This is a genomic window from Kribbella kalugense (genome assembly GCF_004365875.1).
Lineage (GTDB): Bacteria > Actinomycetota > Actinomycetes > Propionibacteriales > Kribbellaceae > Kribbella > Kribbella kalugense.
In genome coordinates this window covers 1092500-1113288 of record NZ_SODF01000002.1, presented here as the reverse complement: position 1 = coordinate 1113288, position 20789 = coordinate 1092500, and the positions used below count along the sequence as shown (strand labels likewise).

Genomic DNA, 20789 nt, shown 5'->3' with positions numbered 1-20789 from the left:
ACCCTAGTTATCGCCTAACAGGCGAAAACCACCGAGGGAAGAGAACAGACAATGTCCGTTACCCAGAGCACTGCGACGACCTGGTCGGGAGAGGTGCGACGCCTGGCCCGCGAGCGGGACGCGGTCGTCCTCGCCCACAACTATCAGGACCCCGCGATCCAGGACGTGGCCGATCACGTCGGCGACTCGCTCGAACTGTCGCGGCTTGCCGCCAGTACCGACGCATCGACCATCGTCTTCTGCGGCGTGCACTTCATGGCCGAGACCGCGAAGCTCCTCAGTCCGGACAAGACCGTGCTGATCCCCACGGCCCAGGCGGGGTGTTCGCTGGCCGACACGATCGACGCCGATCAGCTGCGGAGCTGGAAGGCCGAGCATCCCGGGGCTGCGGTGGTTGCCTATGTCAACACCAGCGCCGCGGTCAAGGCGGAAGCCGACGTGTGCTGCACGTCGTCGAATGCTGTGGACGTGGTGGAGTCGATCCCGGCGGACCAGCCGATCCTGTTCCTGCCCGACCAGTTCCTCGGCAACCACGTCCGACGGCAGACGGGGCGCGACAACATCCACGTGTGGATGGGTGAATGCCACGTCCACGCCGGGATCAGTGCCGCCGATCTGCGGGCTCAGGTGGCGGCCGATCCGACGGCGGAGGTTCTGGTGCATCCGGAGTGCGGCTGCGCGTCCTCGGCGATCTGGCTCGCCGGCGTCGGTGATCTGCCCGCGGACCGGACCCGGATTCTCTCCACCTCCGGGATGCTCGGCGCCGCTCGCGACATGACGGCGAAGACGGCGCTGGTCGCGACGGAGATCGGCATGCTCCATCAGTTGCGCAAGGTCAACCAGCGGACGACTTTCCGGCCGGTGAACCCGAAGGCCTCGTGCCGCTTCATGAAGATGATCACGCCCGAACTGCTGCTGCGGTGCCTCCGCGAGGGCCGCGACGAGGTCCAAGTGCCACCCGACGTGGCCGAGCGTGCCCGGCAGTCGGTTGAGCGGATGGTTGCCATCGGCAAACCCGGTGGTGTTCGGTGAGACGATCCGCCGATGTCGTCGTCATCGGCAGCGGTGCGGCCGGTCTGTCGGCCGCGCTGGGCCTGGCGGCGACCCGGAACGTACTCGTTGTCAGTGCCGGTTCCGGGAGTACGCCGTGGGCACAGGGCGGGATCGCCGCTGCGTACGGCGACGACGACCCGCTCGACCACGCCCACGACACCGAGATCGCCGGCGCAGGATTCTGCGACCCGCGCACTGTCCGCGCACTCGTCGAGGAAGGTCCACAGCGCCTGGCCGAACTGATCGCCCTGGGCGCTCGTTTCGACCGCGACAGCGACGGTTCGCTGTCGAGAACCCTCGAAGGTGGCCACGATCGCCACCGGGTTGTCCATGCCGGCGGCGATGCCAGCGGCGCCGAAGTTCATCGCGCGCTCCACCAGGCAGTGCAGCTCGCCGGCGTCCGGACCGTGACAGGACGGGCCGTCGGCCTGATCAAGTCGGGCTTCGGACAGATCGCCGGCGTACTCGTCGAGGAGGACGCGGACGTCAGCCAGATCGACGCTCGCGCCGTCGTGCTGGCCACCGGCGGGATCGGCAACGCCTACCTGGCCAGCACGAATCCGTCGACCGTCCGCGGCGACGGCATCGCCTTGGCGCTGCAGGCCGGGGCGTCGCTGGTCGACATGGAGTTCGTACAGTTCCATCCGACCGCACTCTTCACCGGCGACAGCACCGGGCAGCTCCCCTTGGTCACCGAGGCCGTCCGCGGTGAAGGCGCCGTACTCCGTGACGTGGCCGGCCGCAGGATCATGACCGACGTGCACCCGCGTGCCGACCTCGCTCCGCGGGACATCGTTGCCCGGGCCATCGAGTCGACGATGCGCCGCGACGGGTGCGAGCACGTGTGGCTGGACGCCCGGTCGATCCCGGAGGACACCATCCGCCGGCGGTTCCCGACCGTCCTGGCGTCCTGCCGGCGAATCGGCGTCGACATGCTGAGCGAGCCGATCCCGGTAGCCCCGGCCGAACACTTCCTGTGCGGCGGAATCCGGACGAACCGCGACGGCGCAACCGATGTGCCGGGTCTCTACGCCGTCGGCGAGGCCGCGGGCGGTGGCGTCCACGGAGCCAACAGACTGGCATCCAACAGCCTGCTCGAAGGCCTGGTCTTCGGGCGGCGCGTCGCCACGGCTCTGACCCTCGACCTGCCCGCGGCGTCGTACGGGCAGCCCAGTTGGCTGACCTTGGGGGAGGACCGCGAACCGGACAGGATCCGGGCGATCCTGACTGAGCACGCCGGTATCCGCCGCGACGGCGCCGGATTGCAGACCGCCCTCGACGAGCTCGAGTCGGCGGGAGACGGCCCACTGGCGACGGTGGCGCGAACGGTCGTCGCAGCAGCGATCACCCGGGAGGACAGCCGCGGGTGTCACTGGCGCTCCGACCACCCCCGTACCGACGAGCGGTGGAACCGACATCTTGTCATCCGTCTCGACGAGGAGGGTCGCCCAGCTGTGCGTCAGCTCCTCCAATCAGCCGCAACCTGAGCTCCCAACCCGTAAGTCAGATGTACTCATCCCAACACTGGAGGTTCCATGCCCAAGGGCTACTGGGTCAGCGTCTACCGCACCATTTCAGACCCCGAGAAGTTGGCTGCTTACAACCAGTTGGCCGCCCCAGCCGTCCAGGCCGGCGGCGGTCGGACCATCGTCCGTGGCGGTCGGGTCGTGGCGTATGACGCCGGAATCGCCGAGCGCACGGTCTTGGTCGAGTTCGACAGCTTCGAGCAGGCGGTCGCGGCGCACGAGAGTGCGGCCTACCAGGAGGCGCTGGCCGCCCTTGCTGACGGCGTCGAGCGCGACTTCCGCATCGTCGAAGGCATCGACTGACCGAGATCCAGATGGTGGATCTTGGGCTCAGGCGGTGCGGGTCAGGGCCTGTCTTGAGCCGGATGAATGGTTGCTACGCGCGGGCGATGGGTGGGTGGCAGCGGGTGGGGCGGTCGTTGTCGGTGGCATGAGGCCTGAGAGGGCTGTTTGGTGGGGTGAGGGGACGTCGCGAGTGGGGACCGGTGGCGGGAGGGTGCGGGCGTCGGCATGGGGTGGGGCGATCGCACGGGGTGGGGTGGAGGGGTAGGCAGCTTCGGCGGATTGGATCTCTTGGGTGAGGTGGTTGAGGATCTGGTCGGCGGTGGACAGGGAGTTGGTGGTGGCGAAGTCGGGTGGGGCGAGTTCGTAGTTGTCGAGGTGTTCGAGGCCGGAGCGGAGGATGGACTCGAGGCGGGATCGGGTGTTGTCGCCGGCCGGCTCTAGGTCCGGGAGCCGGGTCGAGTTGTAGACGAGTGTGACCAGCAAGGGCATTTGACTGGCCGCGGTCTGGCGGTTGAGCAGGTCGAGGACCTCGCCCTGGCGTAGGTCGTTGCGGGACTCCAGATCGGATGTGAGTTCGCGGACGGCGGGGACGAAGGCGGCGTAGTACCCGCTCGCCTGGACGGAGTCGATGCCGGGGGCAACTTTGTCGATGCCTAGGCGGTGGATGTACTCGTCCAGATGGTCCTGCGCCCAGGCTTCGGTGACACCTTCTTCCAGTTGCCGACTGCCGGGTTTCGTGAAGGCTTCGCGGGCTGCCTCCTGCGAGGAGCCGAACGGGCCGAGGAAGTGGGCGTGTTCGTGCAGGAGCGTCGCGAGAGACTCGCGGTAGATCACGAGGGTGGAGGTCGGACGTTCCTCGCCGGCGTGCTCGTACATGTGCTGCAGGGGGTCGAGGATGGATTCGCGATCGAGGTAGAGCGTCCCGTCCCAGTGCGCGAGGCCGAGAATCGGGGCGGCGGACTCGGCGATCCGCCCGTTCCACGCTGACTGATCGGCCTCGGCGAGAACGCGAGCAGCCTCCCCACTCATAGCCAGAAGCTCGTCGGCTGAGGTGGGATAGGTGGTAGGCGGCGCGATCACGCTACTCACGAGCGGAACGCAATCGCCAGCCGGACAAGCGAGTCGGCCGTGCGGCGGAAGCGGGCCTGCTCGCGGGGGTCTTCAGCGTCGGCCGCAAGGCGCCCGAGCTCGGTGATCAGCCAGTCAGCCCGCGCCTGCCGCTCGGCGCTGCGAACGGTGCCAGCCGTCGTACCAATGGGGTGCTCCATGAGATGTCCTCCCGAGTGATGAAGTCGGCGGAGAACATACGAAGATCAACCCCCTTTCCCACGACCAATCCAAAACCTGTGGATAACCACCCGCGCGCACCGGCGTGGGGCTAGAAGAGGGTTGGGGGTTCGGTTTCGGGAGGTTCTGGGAGTGGGGGGAGGGTCGGGACGGCGGCTGCGACAGTGGCGTGGAAGCGGCGGGCCAAGTTCAAAGCCTCGGCGTTGTCGGGGGTGTGGAGGAAGATCGTGGGCGAGCGGCCTTCGGACAACCAGGTCACGACGAGATCGACGAGGTACGTCCAGCCGGCGACCGTTTCGTCGACGGAGTCGCGGCCGATGTAGCGAACGATCGGGTGGGCGGTCAGGGCACGGGTTCGGCGGGCGACGTGGGGCTTCTTCATCCAGGCGTCGCGCTCGGCGAAGCTGGTCGGGCGGCGGGAAAAGAGCGTTCCGGTGTCGAAGGGGATCCACTCCGCATCGGCGCGCGCCAGCACCCGCTCGAGGTTCCCGGCGGCCTCACCTTCCTCGAAGAAGGCGCGGTGGCGGACCTCAACGGCGTACCTGTAGTCGCGCGGCGCCTGGTGCAGGAACGCGGCGAGGGCACCGAGGTCGGTGGGCGAGAACGCGGCCGGGAGCTGGATCCAGACGGCGTGGTCGCGCGGGCCGAGAGGCTCGATCGCGGTGAGGAAGGCCCGCAGTTCGGCGTCGACGTTCGTGAGCCGGCGTTCGTGGGTGATCACCTGCGGCAGCTTCACCACGAACCGGAAGTCGGGCGGGGTCTGCGCGGCCCACGAAGCAACCGTCGACCGCGACGGCGTTGCGTAGAAGGTGGTGTTGCTCTCGACGGCGTTGCACCACGAGGCGTACGAACGCAGTTTGTCCCGCGAAGGTTGCGGCCAAGCGGGATGCGTCCACTGGGCACAACCGACGTGAAGCTGCAGGTTCATAGCGGCAAAACGTACTGACGGCAGACGTGCACGCGCGAGAACCGCTCACGCATCGCAGCCTCAAGAGCAATCGGCGCATGCATGAAAGCAGTCACCGGCTGACCCAACCCGTCCGGCGTCGAGAAGCCGGAAGCATCGTCCTGCGGCGACTTGTAGACATGGAGATAGCGGAAGTTCTCCGTGAAGCCCGATCGCTGGTACCAGTCGTTCGCCGACGCATCTCCCCGCGTCCACGCATCGAGTACGTCGACCTGCAGCCGCGGCCGGACCGCCTCCAGCAACTGCGTCGCCACCCCGCGTCGCTGGTGATCGGGATGTACGGCGAGCACGTCGATCGTCGCGCGGTCCGTGAAGATCTCCACGTCCATCAAGCCGACCACTGTGTCGTCGTCGACCGCCACGAGTCGGTACGCCGGGTTCTCGAAGACGGGGCGCTTCACGACGACATCGTCGTAGTACTCCGTGCCGAAGAAGCTCAGCAACCGGCAGCGTAGCCAGCTGTCGGCATCGGTGTCGCGGTACGCGCGGATCTCGGTCATCCGGCGTCATGATGGCACGACGCCCCGCCACCCGGGGAGGGGTGACGGGGCGTCGTTCAGGACGGGGAGGTCAGCGCTCGACCTCGCCGCGGATGAACTTCTCGACCAGGTCGCGGCAGACGTCGTCGGCGTACTGCTCCGGCGGCGACTTCATGAAGTACGACGAGGCCGACAGGATCGGGCCGCCGATGCCGCGGTCCTTGGCGATCTTCACCGCGCGGATCGCGTCGATGATGATGCCGGCCGAGTTCGGCGAGTCCCAGACCTCGAGCTTGTACTCCAGCGACAGCGGGACGTCGCCGAAGTTGCGGCCCTCGAGCCGGATGAACGCCCACTTGCGGTCGTCCAGCCAGGCCACGTAGTCGGACGGGCCGATGTGCACGTTGCGCGGGTCGATCTCGTCCCGCATCTGCGACGTGACGGACTGGGTCTTGCTGATCTTCTTGGACTCCAGCCGGTCCCGCTCGAGCATGTTCTTGAAGTCCATGTTGCCGCCGACGTTCAGCTGGTACGTCCGGTCCACGGTGACACCGCGGTCCTCGAACAGCTTGGTCAGCACCCGGTGGGTGATGGTCGCGCCGAGCTGCGACTTGATGTCGTCGCCGACGATCGGCACACCGGCCGCGGTGAACTTGTCGGCCCACTCCTTGGTGCCGGCGATGAACACCGGCAGCGCGTTCACGAACGCCACTCCGGCGTCGATCGCGCACTGGGCGTAGAACTTCGCCGCCTGCTCCGAGCCGACCGGCAGGTAGCACACGAGTACGTCGACCTGCGCCTCACGCAGGGCGGCGACGACGTCGACGGGCGACGCGTCGGACTCGGTGATGGTCTCGCGGTAGTACTTGCCGAGGCCGTCGAGGGTGTGACCGCGCTGCACGGTGATACCCGTCGGCGGTACGTCGGCGATCTTGATCGTGTTGTTCTCGCTGGCGCCGATGGCGTCGGCGAGGTCCAGGCCGACCTTCTTGCCGTCGACGTCGAAGGCGGCGACGAACTGCACGTCGCGGACGTGGTAGTCGCCGAACTGGACGTGCATCAGACCGGGAACGCGCTCGTCGGGCTTGGCGTCACGGTAGTAGTGCACGCCCTGGACGAGCGAGCTTGCGCAGTTGCCGACGCCGACGATCGCTACGCGGATCGAGGTCATCTGGAATCTCCTTGGGTAGGCGGTTGGTGCAGGTCAGGGGGCCGCTGCTGGCGTCGCTCGCCGTCGATCAGCTCGTTCAGCCAGCGGACCTCGCGCTCGGCCGACTCCAGGCCGTGCCGTTGCAGCTCGAGGGTGTAGGTGTCGACCCGCTCCGCCGTCCGGCTCATCGCCGCCCGGAAGTTGGCCAGCCGCTCCTCCATCCGGGCCCTGCGGCCCTCGAGGATGCGCAACCGGGTAGCCGGATCGGTCCGGCCGAAGAACGAGAAGCGGACACCGAACGTGTCGTCCTCCCAGGCCGACGGACCGGCTTCGTGCATCGCGTGCGCGAAGTAGTCCTTGCCGTCGGCGGTGATGGTGTAGACGATCTTCGGCCGGCGACCCGACTCCGGCGTCCCGGGGTCGGCCGTGATCAGGCCGTTGCGGAGCATCGCCTTCAGACACGGGTAGAGCGAACCGAACGACAGCACGCGTCCCCAGCCGAACTGGGCGTTGACGCGCTTGCGGAGCTCGTAACCGTGCATCGGCGCTTCGTGCAGCAGACCGAGTACGGCGAGCTCCAGGACCCCACTGCGGTTTCCCATGAGCCACCTCCCTCGGTCCAGTTTGTCATGACCTGATGTATCGGTTCGATACATCGCACCGCCACTGTAAGCAGACCCGAGCCCTGTGGACAACTCTTGACAAACCCGACCTTTGTCACCTAGGTCGTCCGGCACGCCCAGGAATCCTGTTACGTCAGGCGCCAATCTGCGTTAATCGAATGACACCCAGAGTCGTGCCTCAAGAGCGGAGAGTCATGGCCGACAGTCATGGCAAGCACACCAAGTCCGAGGTCGTAGCCGACGGTGGGCTTGCGCGGCTGGCGCTGCGGTTCACCGCGTTCACCGAGAAGTGGCTGCCGGACGCGTTCGGGTTCGTCCTGGTCGGCACGTTCGTGGTGCTGCTGTTCGGGCTCGTCACCGGTGAGCCGTTGCTGAAGCGCCCGGACGATCCGGCCGCGACCAAGGGCTTCGGGTTGGTCGATGCCTGGGGCCTCGGGTTCTGGTCGCTGATCACGTTCACCCTGCAGATGGCGATGATCATCATCGGTGGGTACGCCGTCGCGACCAGCGGACCGATCGCCCGGTTGATCACCCGCCTGGCTCGGATCCCGAAGAGCCCGCGGACCGCGGTCGTCTTCGTGGCCGCGGTCGCGATGCTGGCGTCGTACCTGAACTGGGCGTTCAGTCTGATCTTCGCGGCGATCCTGGCGCGTGAGGTGGCGCGCAATGTGCCGAAGGCGGACTACCGCGCACTGGGTGCGATGGCGTTCCTCGGACTGGGGACCGTTTGGGCGCAGGGGTTGTCCGGCTCGGCTGCGCTGCAGGTGGCGAGTGCGAGCAGCAGTCCGCCGCCGGTGCAGGAAGTGATCAAGGCGAGCGGTCACGCCAGTGGACTGATCCCGCTCACGGACACCATCTTCACCTGGCAGGCGATCGTGGCGACGCTGATCGTCTACGTCGTCGGCGTCGGGATGGCGTGGTTCATCGCACCGGGCGAGGGCAACTCCCGGACCGCGGAGCACCTCGGGATCGAGCTCAAACCGTTGATCGGCCGTGGATCGCCATACAACGGACAGCAGGGCAACGGTCAGCGGGAAGAGGTGCGTCGACCCGGTGACTGGCTGGAGCATTCACCGCTGTTCAGCCTGCTGATTGTGCTGCTCGGTGCGGTCTACCTGGTCCGCTACTTCAGTGGGAAGAGCTTCTTCAACGCGCTGGACCTCAACACGGTCAACCTGATCCTCTTCCTGCTCGCACTGCTCCTCCACTGGAGGCCGTGGCGGATGGCCCGTGCTGTCCGTGACGGCGCTCCCGCTGCTGCCGGCGTACTGCTCCAGTTCCCCTTGTACGGCGGGATTTTCGGCATGATCGCGTACACCGGGATCTCCGCGCGGCTGGCCGGTTGGCTGGTGCACGCGAGCAACCAGTTCTTGTTCCCGCCGCTGGTCGCGATCTACTCGTTCGTCCTCGGAGTCTTCGTGCCCAGCGGTGGCAGCAAGTGGGTGATCGAGGCGCCGTACGTGCTGCAGGCCGCCAACGAGCTCAAGGTCGACGCGGGCTGGATGGTCGTCGTCTACGACCTCGGCGAGGCGAGCGCCAACCTGCTGCAACCGTTCTGGATGCTGCCGACGCTCGCCATCCTCGGCTTGAAGGCGCGGGACATCATGGGCTACACGTTCACGATGTTCCTGGCCTGCTTCCCGGCCGCCCTCATCGCGGTGACGCTACTGGCTCCGCACGTCACCCCATGAGAGTCGCATCACAGCGCTGACCCGGAGGCGAACCTTCCAACGTTGTAAGGCGTCAGCGGAAGAGTCCCGGTGGACCGTTTTCACTTGGACGGTCCGTGGTTGCTAGCATCCGGAGCGGATTCGGGCCTGTTACCACACCCACCGTAGTCTGTGGGGCAATGACTCCAGCTAGATCGTCGAGGATTGCAGAGTGAGTGAAGCTCGTAGAAAGGCCGCCCCGACCCGCCGCCGGCACAAGAGACATTGGGCGCTCAGGGTTCTCGGGTGGCTGGCTGCGCTCTTGTTCCTCGGCATCATCGGCGCGGTCGCAAGCTTCTTCATCGTGTACCAGACGACCAAGATCCCGGACCCGAACAAGGAGTTCGCGACCAACACCACCACGGTGACGTTCGCCGACCAGCGCAACAGCCTCGGCTCCTTCTACGAGCAGAACCGGCACACGGTGCCGCTGACGCAGATCCCCAAGAGCGTGCAGGACTCGGTGATCGCGGCCGAGGACCGGACGTTCTGGACCAACCCCGGCATCTCTCCCTCCGGCATGGTCCGAGCCGGTGTGAACATCGCCCGTGGTCAGCAACTGCAGGGTGGTTCGACCATCACGCAGCAGTACGTGAAGATCATGTACCTGACCCAGGAGCGGACGGTCAGCCGCAAGCTCAAGGAACTGTTCATCGCCACCAAGCTCGGTCGGCAGCAGGACAAGAGCAAGACGCTCGAGGGCTACCTGAACACGATCTACTTCGGTCAGGGCGCGTACGGCATCTCCGCCGCCGGCGACGCCTACTTCAGCCGACCTGACCCGAAGACGCTGACCATCCAGCAGTCGGCCCTCCTCGCCACCGTGCTGAACAACCCGACTCTCTTCGACGTCACCGATCCAGACCCGCGGACCAAGAAGCGGATCATCGACCGCTACCACTACGTCCTCAACGGCATGCAGCTCATGGGCACGATCACGCCGGCCCAGGAAAAGCAGTACGGCAACTCGCTGCCGAGCCTGGCGAAAATGAAGAAGAAGAGCAGCCGGTACGCCGGTCCGAACGGCTTCCTGCTCGACATGGCTCGCAAGGAACTGGCGCAGCGCGGCTTCGACGAGGACGCGATCACCGGCGGCGGCCTGAAGGTGACCACCACCTTCAACTACCAGCAGCAGAAGAAGATCCTGATCGCCGCCAAGAACGAAATACCGAAGAAGAACGCCGGTCTGCACGTGGGGATGGCCGCAGTACAACCCGGCACCGGTCAGCTGCTCGCGCTGTACGGCGGGCCGGACTACCTGAAGAGTCAGCTGAACTGGGCGACGACCAAGGCCCGGCCGGGATCGTCCTTCAAGCCGTTCGCGCTGGCCGCGGCACTGCAGGACGGGAAGTCGATCTACGACATCTTCCAGGGCGACAGCCCGATCACGATCCAGGGCCAGAAGTTCGGCAACGAGCTCAGCACCGACTACGGGGACGTCACGCTGCTGAAGGCGACCGAGGAGTCGGTCAACACCGCCTTCTACGACCTGGTCGACAACAAGATGGACAACGGGCCGGAGAAGGTCACAGCCGCGGCCGAGGCGGCCGGTATCCCGGCCTCGAAGACCCTCGAGGACGACAAGGCCAACCCGTCCACGGTGCTCGGCCCGGATGCGTACGCCTCGCCGGTCGACATGGCGAACGCGTACGCGACGTTCGCTGCCGGCGGCATCTACTCGCCGCTGCACGTGATCAAGGAAGTGCGCGGCCCGGACGGCAAGGTGCTGTGGTCGGACGCCAGCCTGCAGAAGCAGCAGAAGAAGGCGTTCGAGCCCGAGGTCGCCAACATGGTGAACTACGTCCTCCAGCAGGTGGTCAAGGACGGTACCGGCACGGGCGCCAAGGATCTCGACCGCCCGGTCGCCGGGAAGACCGGCACCGCCGGTGGTGTCGCTGTGGAGGACCGGGCCGAGAACAAGAAGTGCGGCGGCTGTAAGGACGGCTCGGCGACGCTGACCTCGTGGTGGAGCGCCTACACCCCACAGCTGTCGACCTCGGTCCTGTACCGGGCCGGCAAAGACGGCGAGTCGGACCTCGACCCCTACAGCGACGACCCGGCTTTCTTCGGTGGCAACTGGCCGCTGAAGACCTGGCTGGCGTTCATGAAGTCGGCGCTGGACGGTGTTCCGTCGGCCGACTTCGTCGCGCCCGACGCGGACCAGGTCAAGGACACCACGACCCCGACGTTCACGCCGCCGCCGAGCACTCCGGCGAGCACTCCGCCGCCGAGTACGCCACCTCCGAGTACTCCGCCGCCGAACACGCCGCCGCCCAGCACTCCGCCCCCGAGCCGGCCGACCAAGACCAAGCCGACCGAACCGCCGACGACGCCGATCATCCCGACGTTGCCGACCGGAGGCCCGACCAAACCCACGAACACGCCGAAGACCCCCGGCGGCGGCGGGCAGTAGCGTCGGCCGCCGGTTCCACCCCAGGGTCCGGCGGCTGGTACTCGGATGGGAGACGATAGGGGCGTGACTCGGGCGGATTGTGGTGTGCGGTGGTGTGCGCGTGTTTGAGCGCACGGCTGCCGGCGACCGCAAGCCGGGGCGGGCTCGGCGGGCCCGGGCTGACGGCGTCTGGTGGCAGCGATGGTCGCCGACGGCGCAGGGACGCGAGGTGCTCGGGTGGTGGCTGGTCTCCCGGGTGGCGCTGTTTGTGCTGTCGGTCTCCGCGCCGTTGTTGTTCAACCGAGGCAGTGATTATCCGAACGTCTGGCACGCCTGGCTGCAGTGGGACGTCTGGCACCTGAAGGCGGTCGCCGAGTTCGGGTACAACCACGGTGAGCCATCCGGTGCGCCGCTGGCCGCGTTCTTCCCAGGCTTCCCGTTGCTTGTCCGGCTGGTCAGCTACACCGGCATCGGTTACGTTGCCGCGGGCATCGTGGTGTCGGCGGTCGCCAGTGCCGTCGCGGGCATCTACCTCGCACGACTAGCGCAGTACGAGTTCCCGGAGCTGAAAGGCATCGGGCCGAACGCCGCGATGATCTGGTACGGCGCTCCGGTCGGAGTCTTCCTGGCCGCCGGCTACACGGAGGCGCTGTTCTGCGCGTTCGCGTTCCCGGCCTGGCTGGCGGCGCGGCAGGGGCGCTGGGCCCGGGCGGCCGTCTTCGTCGCGCTCGCCTCGACCGTGCGGGTGTCCGGGATCTTCCTGATCTTCGCGCTGCTCGTAGAGTTCGTCACCTCGAAGAAGCGTGACTGGCTGTCGCTGCCTTGGCTGGCGTTGCCGGCCGTGCCGGTGCTCGCCTTCATGGCGTACCTGAAGCAGATCCACGGCTCCTGGTTCGCCTGGCAGCAAGCACAGGAGAAGGGCTGGGCCCGCGAGTTCACCTGGCCGTGGATCTCTCTCCAGCACACTTTCGAGGCCGCGAGCAAGGGCCACTTCCCGGCCGACCGCAGCGACTGGACCTGGATGTTCCGCGCCGAACTGGTCGCGCTGTTCGTCTGCCTGGTCCTGCTCGTCTGGCTGTTCTGGCGGCGGTCTTGGGGCGAGGCCGCCTGGATCGTCGCCACCGTCGGCGCCTTCTGTACGTCGTTCTGGATCTACTCACTCACCCGAGCGACCCTGCTGATGTGGCCGCTGTGGATCGGCCTGGCCGTCCTGGCCCGGCGAAAACCGTGGGTCGGACGGCTCTATCTGGCCGTCGCGATACCCCTGGCTGCCATCTGGGCGGCCGGCTTCTTCACCGGCCGCTGGTCGGGCTGAACCCGGCCATTGTCCGGCATGTGGACAGTTTCGGGTCGAGGCAACCCTCGGATGGGTTCGAGCGTCGTTAGGGATGAAGGGGTGGCAGTCCGGGCGGGGACCGCCACCCCTCATCAACTCTTCACACCCGAATCTCCGGCGGAACCTCTCAGGGGCAGGCTCCGCCGGGTAATTCCGGCACCGAGGGCGACGGCACCGGCCGCCGCCCTCGCGTCATGATCAGCCCCAGTTGCGGTCGATGGGCTGCGACGGGGTCGGGCTCGGCTTTGTCTCCGCGACCCGCTGGTCGCTCGGATGCGTTCCGGGCTCGACGCCCTTCAGGGTGCCGAGGAGCTCGATCTCGGCGAGCGTGACGCCGTCAGCGCCCGCCGCCGGGGTCAGCACCAGGCGGTACTGTGTGTAGGCCTTCGGCGACGCGATGCTGAAGGACCTGGTGTACGACGCCCACGCGAACGTCTCGCCGCTGCGGCGATCCACCGTGGACCACGTCGTACCGTCGTTCGAACCTTCGAGCGTCCACGCGGACGGCGCCGTACCGGTCGTGCCGCTGGTCAGCGTGTACATGCCGACCGGACGGCCCTGTGGCAGGGCGACCGTGACGGTGGGCTGGGCGCCGGTCAGCGTGACCTGCGTCTTCGAGTCGTTGTCGATCAACGCGGAGACATCAGCGCCACCCGCTCCGATCACCGCACCGGTGTCGGAGGTCGAGTCCCGCCAGGTGGTCGGGTCTTCGCCCGGCTTCGTGATCGACGGCGGGGCGTCGTTCCGGCCGGTGCCCCACTTGGTCGGCTGGTCGGTCATCTCGAACTCGATCTTGCCGCCATTGGCGATCAGGTCGTGCGGCAACGAAGTCGACGTCCACGCCTTCCCGTTCACGCGAACGCTCTTGACGTAGATATTCTTCGACGAGTTGTGAGGAGCGCTGATCACCAGCTTCTTGCCGCCGGCCAACCGGACCGTCGCCTTGGTGAACAGCGGCGAACCGATCGCGTACGTCGGCGAGCCGACCTGCAACGGGTAGAACCCGAGCATGCTGAACAGGTACCACGACGACATCTCGCCGTTGTCCTCGTCACCCGGATACCCCTGCCCGATCTCCGAGCCCAGGTACAACCGGGACAGCACCTCGCGCACCTTCTCCTGCGTCTTCCACGGCTGACCCGCCACGTCGTACATGTAGGTGATGTGGTGCGACGGCTGGTTGCTGTGCCCGTACTGACCCATCCGTACGTCGCGGGCCTCGAGCATCTCGTGGATCGTGCCGCCGTACCCGCCGGTGTGCAGCGCGTCCTCGGGGATGCTGAAGAACTCGTCGAGCTTCTTCGCCAGCCCGTCCCGTCCGCCGTAGATCGCGGCCAGGCCGGCCCCGTCCTGCGGTGTCGAGAACGCCATGTTCCACGCGTTCGTCTCGGTGTAGTCGTCGCCCCAGTCCTGTGGGTCGAAGGTGCTGGTCGAGTGACCCCAGACGCCGTCCGGTCCCTTGCCCTGGAAGAAGCCGACGGCTGGGTCGAACAGCGTGACGTAGTTGCGGGCCCGGTTCAGGAAGTACTTGTAGTTGTCCAGGTACTCCTGTTTGCGCGGGTCGTTCTTCTTCGCCTTGTCGTACAGCGCCTTCGACAGGTTCGCGATGCCGAAGTCGTTGATGTAGCCGTCCATCGACCAGCTGAAGCCCTCACCGGTGGTGTTGGCTGTGTAGCCGTGGAAGGTGGACAGGTCCATCCCCTTGCGGCCGACGTTCTGCGACGGCGGTACGACGGACGCGTTCTTGACGGCCGCGTCGTACATGGCCTGTACGTCGATCCCCTTGATCCCCTTGAGGTACGCGTCCGCGAAGGCGACGTCGGAGGATGTGCCGACCATCAGGTTCGCGTAGCCGGGGGACGACCAGCGGGAGATCCAGCCGCCGTCCTTGTACTGCTGCACGAACCCGTTCACCAGCGAGGCCGCGTCGTCCTGGGAGAACAGCGAGTACGCCGGCCAGACGGTGCGATACGTGTCCCAGAAGCCGTTGTTCACGTAGGTCTGACCGGACACGATCTTCGAACCGGTCGTGGTCGGGGTGTCCGCGCCCACCGGCGGTGAGGTCGGTGAGGCGTAGGTGATTACCGGCTTGGTCGCCGTGCCGGTGTTCTCGGAGCCGTTGTTCGGGTAGAGGAACAGCCGGTACATGTTCGAGTACATCGTGGTCAGCTGGTCGGCGGTCGCCCCCTCGACCTCGATCGTGGTCAGCTTCTTGTCCCACAGTGCCTGGGCGGCGTCCTTGACCTTGCTGAACTTCGATCCCGCGGGCAGCTCGAGTTCGAGGTTCTTCTTGGCCTGCGCGGTGCCGATCAGCGAGGTCGCGATCCGCAGTTGCACCTGGGTGGTCTTGGCGTCGAACTTGAAGTAGCCGCCGACGTTCGCACCGCCGCCGTCGGACAGCTTGCCCGAGGCAAGCACCTTCTGGTCCACGACGCCGTACACGAACAGCCGGCCGGCGCCGGTGGACAGGCCGCTCTTGATGTCGGTGTACCCCGTGACCACGCCGGTCGCCGGGTCGAGGGTCAGCCCGCCGAGGTTGCTGACGTTGTCGAAGATCAGCGACGCCTTGCCGGCCGGGAAGCTGAACCGCAGCATCGCCGCGTGGTCGGTCGGCGCGATCTCGGCCGCGTTGCCGTTGTCGAATGTGACGCCGTAGTAGTACGGCCGGGCGACCTCGTTGTCGTGGCTGAACGACCAGGCGCGGGCCGTCCGGTCCGCCGTGGGCGTGTCCGCGGTGGACGGCATCACCTGGAAGGTCTGCCGGTCACCCATCCACGGGCTGGGCTCGTGGCTGATCGACAACGCCTGCATGGTCGGCTTGTTGTCCTCGTTGTTGCCCTTGGCATAGTCGTACAGCCAGGACGTGGAGCCGGCGTTCGTCACCGGCGTCCAGAAGTTGAAGCCGTGCGGTACGGCGGTTGCCGGGAAGTTGTTGCCCCGGGAGAAACCGCCGGTCGCGTTGGTACCGCGGGTGGTCAGCGCGAGGTCCGACGGGTGCTTGGCCGCGGTCTTCTGGGCCGCCCGATCGGGGTTGATCGCGGCGGCGATCCGGATGTCGTCGACCCAGCCGCGGAAGTCGGCCGGCCCGGTCGGCTTGTCGTACCCGATCAGGATCCGCTTGATCGTCTTGCCGGCGGCAACCTTGCCGAGGTCGGCCTCGACGTTGTTCCACTGGTTGGTCGACAGCGCCTTGGAGTCGCCCTGACCGCGTGGGCTCAGCGTGAAGCCGTGGCTGTCCTTGGCCTTCAGGTCGCTGAGGTAGGTGCCGTCGGAGAACGCCAGGTCCAGAGCGGCGTACGTGCTCGGATAGCTCAGGTCGCCCTCGACGTGCTCCGGGAAGAGCTTGTACGACAGGCGGGTGTCCTTGCCGACGGTCAGGTCGACGTCGGAGATCTTGTTCCAGGTGTAGCCACGGCCGGTGGCGTCCTGGTGGCCGGCGTACCGGAACGACTTGACGCCGGTGAAGCCGACCCGGGCGCGAGCGTTGTAGGCACTGGTTGGGCCGGAGTCCAGCTGCGACTCGGCGACCGGACCGGGTGGCGGCAGCGGAGCGCCGTTCGAGAGGTACCAGTCGGCGAGCTGGACGATGTCCTCGCCGTGGTTCAGCGTGACGTCCAGCTTGAAGAACTTGTACGCCGTCTCGTTGGAGAAGCTGTACTCCTTGGTCTGGAACCGGTTCTCGAAGCTCTGCCCGGTCTGGGTGTCCAGCGTGGTCCAGGTGGTCCCGTCGTTCGAACCGGAGACGGTCCAGTTCTGCGGGTCGCGACCGTCGGCGTCGTTGGCCGAGGTCAGCGCGTACTTGCGGATCACCACCGGGGCCGAGGTCTCGTAACCCAGCCAGCCGGTCGGCTCGAACACCAGCCACTTGGTGAACTTGTCCCCGTCGGCGGCGTTGGTGGCGATCTCGCCGCCACCGGTGTTCTCGCCGCTCGCGGTCACCTTGGTGACCTTGTCCATCTCACTGCCGCCGATCCCGGTCGGCGTCGGGCCGCGCACCCCGTCGGTGCGCGGTTTCCCGTCCGGGCCGGTCTCGACGGCATCGGTGTAGCCCGGCTGTGGCTGGCCCGGCTCGAAGGAGGTGAAGAACGAGGACCCCGAAACGACCGGCTGATCCTCGGACGTGGTTGAGACAGCACGTGCTGGCGTCATGGCAGCTGACATTGTCACAACTAACCCGAGCGACGCGACGAGCCCCAGTGGGCGGCGGAGATCCATCCACGCTCCTTGCACATCCGGCCGGCAGCACGGGACCCCCCGCCCACCGGTATGAGTACGCGGCCCCGATGACAAGGTTGTCAGCCCGCGCCCGGGGTGATCCTGCCCAGCTTCGTAACCCCCGGTCAATAGTTCGTAGCGCACTGTCGACGCATGGTGGTGGATCGACACCCCGGAGGTAGGTTGATGGCCATGGACGAACGTGTGCTGGTCACCGGGGCGGCCGGGTTTATCGGGCGGGCTGTGGTGGCTGCTCTGCGGGAGCGGGGCGTGCCGGTGACGGCTGTGGACCGGGAGCCGCCGGACGCGTCGTGGGACGACGGTGTGCACGTGGTGACCGGCGATCTGGCCGAGCAGGAGACTTGTGTCGCAGCGTTCGAGACGCGGCCAACCGCAGTGGTGCACCTGGCTGCTTTGACGTCGGTGTTGCGGTCAGTGGATGCACCGATGCAGACCTTCGCGCAGAACGTGACGATCACCCAGGTGCTGCTGGAGCTGTCGCGCGGCAGCGGCGTGGACCGGTTCGTGCTCGCGTCGACCAACGCCGTGGTCGGTGACGTCGGTACGTCGACCATCACCGCGGACCTCCCGCTCCGGCCGCTGACGCCGTACGGCGCGACGAAGGCTGCGGGCGAGATGTTGCTGTCGGCGTACTCCGGCAGTTATGGGATGACGACTACCGCACTGCGATTCACCAACGTCTACGGGCCGGGCATGTCGCACAAGGACAGCTTCGTGCCGCGGATGATGCGGGCGGCGCTGAGCGGCACCGGTATCAAGGTGTACGGCGACGGTGAGCAGCGGCGCGATCTGGTCTTCATCGACGACGTGGTGAGCGGCATCCTGCTCGCGCTCGACAGCAAGTACGACGGACGCGCGATCATCGGATCGGGGCGGTCGGTGTCGGTGCTGGAGATGATCGAGATCGTCCGCGAGGTCACCGGGCGTCCGGTGCCGGCGGAGCACATCGAGGCGCCGGCAGGCGAGATGCCCGCAGTAGTCGTGGATATCGCAAACGACCTCGGCTACAAGCCGACGGTCACGCTCGAAGAGGGTCTGGCGCGGACGTGGGAATACTTCAAAAGCCAGTGAAAGAAAAAAGAACCCGCTCCCTCGCTTCGCTCGGGAGCGGGGGATTGGTTATTCGGAAGCACTGGCTGCTCGCCGTCTTTCTGGTTGTTGGTGTTGTACTGCGGGTGCTAGCGGTCATCGCTTATCGGCCGGCGATCGTTTACACGGACTCGGTGCAGTACCTGACCAACATGGGGAAGCTGAGCCCTGACCAGCTGAACCCGATCGGCTACGACTTCGTGCTCGGCCCGCTGGTGTCGATCGGCGGGCTGACCTTCGTCGTGATCGTGCAGCACCTCGTCGGGCTGCTCCTGGGCGTCGCGATCTACGCGCTGGCCCGCAAGCTCACCGTCTACCGCTGGCTGGCCGCCGTGGCCGCCGCACCCATCCTGCTCGACGCCTACCAGGTGCAGATCGAGCAGAACATCATGGCCGAGACCACGTTCGATGTGATCCTGGTAGCGATCCTCTGGCTGCTCCTCGGCCGGGTGCCGGGCTGGAAGCGTGCAGCGGTCGTCGGCGTACTCATCGGCGCCGCGTTCTCGGTCCGCGCGATCGGCATGGTGCTGCTCATCGCCGTGGTCCTTTACCTGATCGTCGTCGGCAACGGCTGGCGCAAGCGCCGGATGGACGTCGTACGGCGTACTGCGGCCGCTGTAGCCGGATTCGGTCTCGTCTTCGCGGCGTACGTCGGGTACTACCACGGCGAGACCGGTCGGTGGGGTTTCACCGGCGCCGAGAACCAGATCCTGTACGGCCGGACCGCCACGGTCGCCAATTGCGCCAAACTGCCGCTCAACGAGGGCACCCAGCTGTTCTGTCCCAAGGAGCCGCTCGGCCAGCGCCTGGGCGTGGACAAGTACGCCCACAACCACTACGGCGACCCGAACTGGCCCGGTCCGCTGCCACCGGGTACGACGAAGCGGCAACTGGCCACCGAGTTCGCACACCTCGTCATCACGCACCAGCCGCTCGACGTGACCTGGGCCGCGCTGAAGGACTTCGGGAAGGGTTTCGCGCCGACCCGGACCAGCTCACCCGACGACGTACCACTGGACCGCTGGCAGTTCCAGCTCACCTATCCGAACCTCAACGACCCCAACACCGCCAAGGCAGCAGAGAAGTGGGGTGGGTCGGCGCCACACGTCTCACACGTACCTGCGGTCATTCTGCGCGGCTACCAACTCCACGGCGGCTACACGTCCGGGACGCTGCTCGGTCTGTACGCCCTGATCGCACTGGCCGCAGTAGCCGGGCTGGGGCGAGCAAAGAAGTCAGGTCTCCGCTCGGCCGCGCTGCTGCCGGTTGCGGCTGGTCTGATCCTCTTGCTCGGGTCAGCAGCGTTTGAGTTCTCCTGGCGCTATCAGCTGCCCGGACTGGTGTTTTTCCCACTCGCAGGTGCGATTGGACTGCGTGCAATCCTCGGCAAGGACCAGGCCCGCCCGCCAATGGCGGACTACCCGGACGCCGTGGATTCCCTTGCAGTAAAGGACTTCGGTACGCCGGACTTCGCACCCGTCGCCGTGGTCATTGCCGCGTACAACGAGGCCGGCGGGATCGGTCCGGTGCTCACCAACATGCCGCGGACCTGCGCCGGCCTGCCTGTCGACGTACTCGTGGTGGTGGACGGCTCCACCGACGACACCGCCGAGATTGCCCGCGAGCACGGGGCCTACGTGTGTGTTGCCCCGAGCAACCGCGGTCAGGGTGCGGCGCTCCGGCTCGGCTACAACCTCGCGGCCGAGGGCGGAGCGCAGTACGTCGTCACGACCGACGCGGACGGGCAGTACGACAACAGCGAGCTCGAAGTACTGCTGGAGCCGATCCTGCTCGACCAGGCCGACTTCGTCACCGGGTCGCGGCGGCTCGGGGCCGAGGACGCGGACAGTCGGCTGCGCTGGGTCGGCGTGCGCGTTTTCGCAGTACTGGCGTCGATCCTGACCCGGCGGAAGCTGACCGACACGTCGTTCGGGTTCCGGGCGATGCGGGCCGAGTTGGCGACCGCGGTGACGTTGCGCGAACCGCAGTACCAGTCGTCGGAGCTGTTGCTCGGGGCACTCGCTCTCGGGGCCCGCGTGGTCGAGCTGCCGATGACGATGCGCCGCCGTGGTGACGGGAGCAGCAAGAAGGGCCCGGGCGTCGTGTACGGCGCGAACTACGGGCGGGTGATGACGACTACGTGGTTACGGGAGTACGTGCTTCGACGGGGTCGATTCCGTCAGGGCCGGACGCCGGCTTGGCGAACACCAGCCGGTCGAACAGCACGAACTTCACGATGAACAGGATCGCGTAGGTCGCCAGGTACGAGCCGCTGACCAGGACTGTCTTCAGGGCGTGCGAATCGATCGGCTGGACCAGGTGGCTGGTGACCGAGGTGACCACTGCAGCGGTGACCGCCGAACCGATCACGATGATCGTGTAGGGCAACTTCTGCCCGCTGCGGCCCCAGGTGTAGCGGCGGTTCAGCACGTAGTTCGGAACGGCGCCGGCGAACCAGGCGACCAGGGTCGCGACAATCGCCGCAGTACCGAACCAGTAACACAGAGCGAACGCCAGTTGGCTGACCACGGTCGCGACCACGGAGGAGGCCGAGTACCTCGCCCACAGCAACAATCTGCCCCGGGGAGGCCGCACCTTGGTAAAAGCACTCATCGCGGCCTATTCTGCACCCCCGCACGATCCGACGGCAGCCCAGT

16 protein-coding genes are annotated in these 20789 nt (G+C 66.9%); 8 read left to right on the top strand and 8 right to left on the bottom strand.

Translation table 11 applies throughout. The features are described 5' to 3' along the window. Nucleotides 1-51: 51 nt before the first annotated feature. From nadA to EV650_RS23080, 3 genes are read left to right on the top strand one after another with little or no spacing between them, the layout of a single operon-like run. Complete coding sequence (gene nadA, locus EV650_RS23090; protein ID WP_134121107.1) at nt 52-1032, top strand: quinolinate synthase NadA; 981 nt, start codon at nt 52-54, stop codon at nt 1030-1032. After that, nucleotides 1029-2540, top strand: a complete 1512-nt coding sequence (gene nadB, locus EV650_RS23085; protein ID WP_134121106.1) for an L-aspartate oxidase — start codon at nt 1029-1031, stop codon at nt 2538-2540. Before nadA ends, nadB begins: the two co-directional genes overlap by 4 nt. Nucleotides 2541-2588: 48 nt before the next feature. Continuing rightward, on the top strand, nt 2589-2882 hold the full coding sequence (locus tag EV650_RS23080; RefSeq protein WP_134121105.1) for a DUF1330 domain-containing protein: 294 nt from the start codon (nt 2589-2591) through the stop codon (nt 2880-2882). Nucleotides 2883-2909: 27 nt separating this feature from the next. Here the strand turns inward: EV650_RS23080 and EV650_RS23075 are convergent, their stop codons facing one another. From EV650_RS23075 to EV650_RS23050, 6 genes are all read right to left on the bottom strand, one after another. Then, nucleotides 2910-3893 (bottom strand): hypothetical protein, encoded by a 984-nt coding sequence (locus EV650_RS23075; protein WP_134121104.1) that lies wholly within the window; start codon nt 3891-3893, stop codon nt 2910-2912. A 56-nt stretch (nt 3894-3949) separates the two neighbouring features. Beyond that, nucleotides 3950-4132, bottom strand: a complete 183-nt coding sequence (locus EV650_RS23070) for a hypothetical protein (RefSeq protein WP_134121103.1) — start codon at nt 4130-4132, stop codon at nt 3950-3952. 110 nt (nt 4133-4242) lie between these two features. Next, nucleotides 4243-5079 carry a DUF72 domain-containing protein gene (locus tag EV650_RS23065; protein WP_202874836.1) on the bottom strand — a complete coding sequence of 279 codons (837 nt, stop codon included), beginning with the start codon at nt 5077-5079 and terminating at the stop codon, nt 4243-4245. Beyond that, complete coding sequence (locus EV650_RS23060; protein WP_134121102.1) at nt 5076-5618, bottom strand: GNAT family N-acetyltransferase; 543 nt, start codon at nt 5616-5618, stop codon at nt 5076-5078. The genes EV650_RS23065 and EV650_RS23060 overlap by 4 nt, the downstream gene beginning before the upstream one ends. Nucleotides 5619-5688: 70 nt before the next feature. Next, a complete protein-coding gene (locus EV650_RS23055) occupies nt 5689-6768 on the bottom strand; it encodes an inositol-3-phosphate synthase (RefSeq protein WP_134121101.1) in 1080 nt (359 codons plus the stop codon). Then, entirely contained in the window at nt 6765-7349 is a 585-nt protein-coding gene (locus EV650_RS23050) for a PadR family transcriptional regulator (protein ID WP_134121100.1), read from the bottom strand. The genes EV650_RS23055 and EV650_RS23050 overlap by 4 nt, the downstream gene beginning before the upstream one ends. A gap of 215 nt (nt 7350-7564) precedes the next feature. Here EV650_RS23050 and EV650_RS23045 point away from each other — a divergent pair, with 215 nt between their 5' ends. From EV650_RS23045 to EV650_RS23035, 3 genes are all read left to right on the top strand, one after another. Then, the gene (locus EV650_RS23045) at nt 7565-9061 is read left to right on the top strand and encodes a short-chain fatty acid transporter (protein ID WP_134121099.1); all 1497 of its coding nucleotides are present in this window, start codon (nt 7565-7567) and stop codon (nt 9059-9061) included. A gap of 190 nt (nt 9062-9251) precedes the next feature. Then, a complete protein-coding gene (locus tag EV650_RS23040; RefSeq protein WP_134121098.1) occupies nt 9252-11492 on the top strand; it encodes a transglycosylase domain-containing protein in 2241 nt (746 codons plus the stop codon). A gap of 100 nt (nt 11493-11592) precedes the next feature. After that, nucleotides 11593-12786, top strand: a complete 1194-nt coding sequence (locus EV650_RS23035) for a mannosyltransferase family protein (RefSeq protein ID WP_134121097.1) — start codon at nt 11593-11595, stop codon at nt 12784-12786. Between the two features lie 219 nt (nt 12787-13005). Here EV650_RS23035 and EV650_RS23030 read toward each other — a convergent pair whose 3' ends face one another. Continuing rightward, on the bottom strand, nt 13006-16956 hold the full coding sequence (locus EV650_RS23030; RefSeq protein ID WP_238174396.1) for a GH92 family glycosyl hydrolase: 3951 nt from the start codon (nt 16954-16956) through the stop codon (nt 13006-13008). Nucleotides 16957-17214: 258 nt separating this feature from the next. Here EV650_RS23030 and EV650_RS23025 point away from each other — a divergent pair, with 258 nt between their 5' ends. Both EV650_RS23025 and EV650_RS23020 read left to right on the top strand, forming a co-directional pair. Then, complete coding sequence (locus EV650_RS23025) at nt 17215-18114, top strand: NAD-dependent epimerase/dehydratase family protein (RefSeq protein WP_238174395.1); 900 nt, start codon at nt 17215-17217, stop codon at nt 18112-18114. Nucleotides 18115-18158: 44 nt separating this feature from the next. Beyond that, entirely contained in the window at nt 18159-20372 is a 2214-nt protein-coding gene (locus tag EV650_RS23020; protein ID WP_134121095.1) for a glycosyltransferase, read from the top strand. Here EV650_RS23020 and EV650_RS23015 read toward each other — a convergent pair. Continuing rightward, a complete protein-coding gene (locus EV650_RS23015) occupies nt 20269-20745 on the bottom strand; it encodes a GtrA family protein (RefSeq protein ID WP_134121094.1) in 477 nt (158 codons plus the stop codon). The two genes, EV650_RS23020 and EV650_RS23015, sit on opposite strands and share 104 nt — an antisense overlap. Nucleotides 20746-20789: the final 44 nt, after the last annotated feature.

Bases quoted from the DNA above. Each gene is read 5' to 3' on its own strand.
- nadA (WP_134121107.1), top strand. From the start codon at position 52: ATGTCCGTTACCCAGAGCACTGCGACGACCTGGTCGGGAGAGGTGCGA.
- EV650_RS23080 (WP_134121105.1), top strand. From the start codon at position 2,589: ATGCCCAAGGGCTACTGGGTCAGCGTCTACCGCACCATTTCAGACCCC.
- EV650_RS23075 (WP_134121104.1), bottom strand. From the start codon at position 3,893: ATGAGTGGGGAGGCTGCTCGCGTTCTCGCCGAGGCCGATCAGTCAGCG.
- EV650_RS23070 (WP_134121103.1), bottom strand. From the start codon at position 4,132: ATGGAGCACCCCATTGGTACGACGGCTGGCACCGTTCGCAGCGCCGAG.
- EV650_RS23065 (WP_202874836.1), bottom strand. From the start codon at position 5,079: ATGAACCTGCAGCTTCACGTCGGTTGTGCCCAGTGGACGCATCCCGCT.
- EV650_RS23060 (WP_134121102.1), bottom strand. From the start codon at position 5,618: ATGACCGAGATCCGCGCGTACCGCGACACCGATGCCGACAGCTGGCTA.
- EV650_RS23055 (WP_134121101.1), bottom strand. From the start codon at position 6,768: ATGACCTCGATCCGCGTAGCGATCGTCGGCGTCGGCAACTGCGCAAGC.
- EV650_RS23050 (WP_134121100.1), bottom strand. From the start codon at position 7,349: ATGGGAAACCGCAGTGGGGTCCTGGAGCTCGCCGTACTCGGTCTGCTG.
- EV650_RS23045 (WP_134121099.1), top strand. From the start codon at position 7,565: ATGGCCGACAGTCATGGCAAGCACACCAAGTCCGAGGTCGTAGCCGAC.
- EV650_RS23030 (WP_238174396.1), bottom strand. From the start codon at position 16,956: ATGACGCCAGCACGTGCTGTCTCAACCACGTCCGAGGATCAGCCGGTC.
- EV650_RS23025 (WP_238174395.1), top strand. From the start codon at position 17,215: ATGGACGAACGTGTGCTGGTCACCGGGGCGGCCGGGTTTATCGGGCGG.
- EV650_RS23015 (WP_134121094.1), bottom strand. From the start codon at position 20,745: ATGAGTGCTTTTACCAAGGTGCGGCCTCCCCGGGGCAGATTGTTGCTG.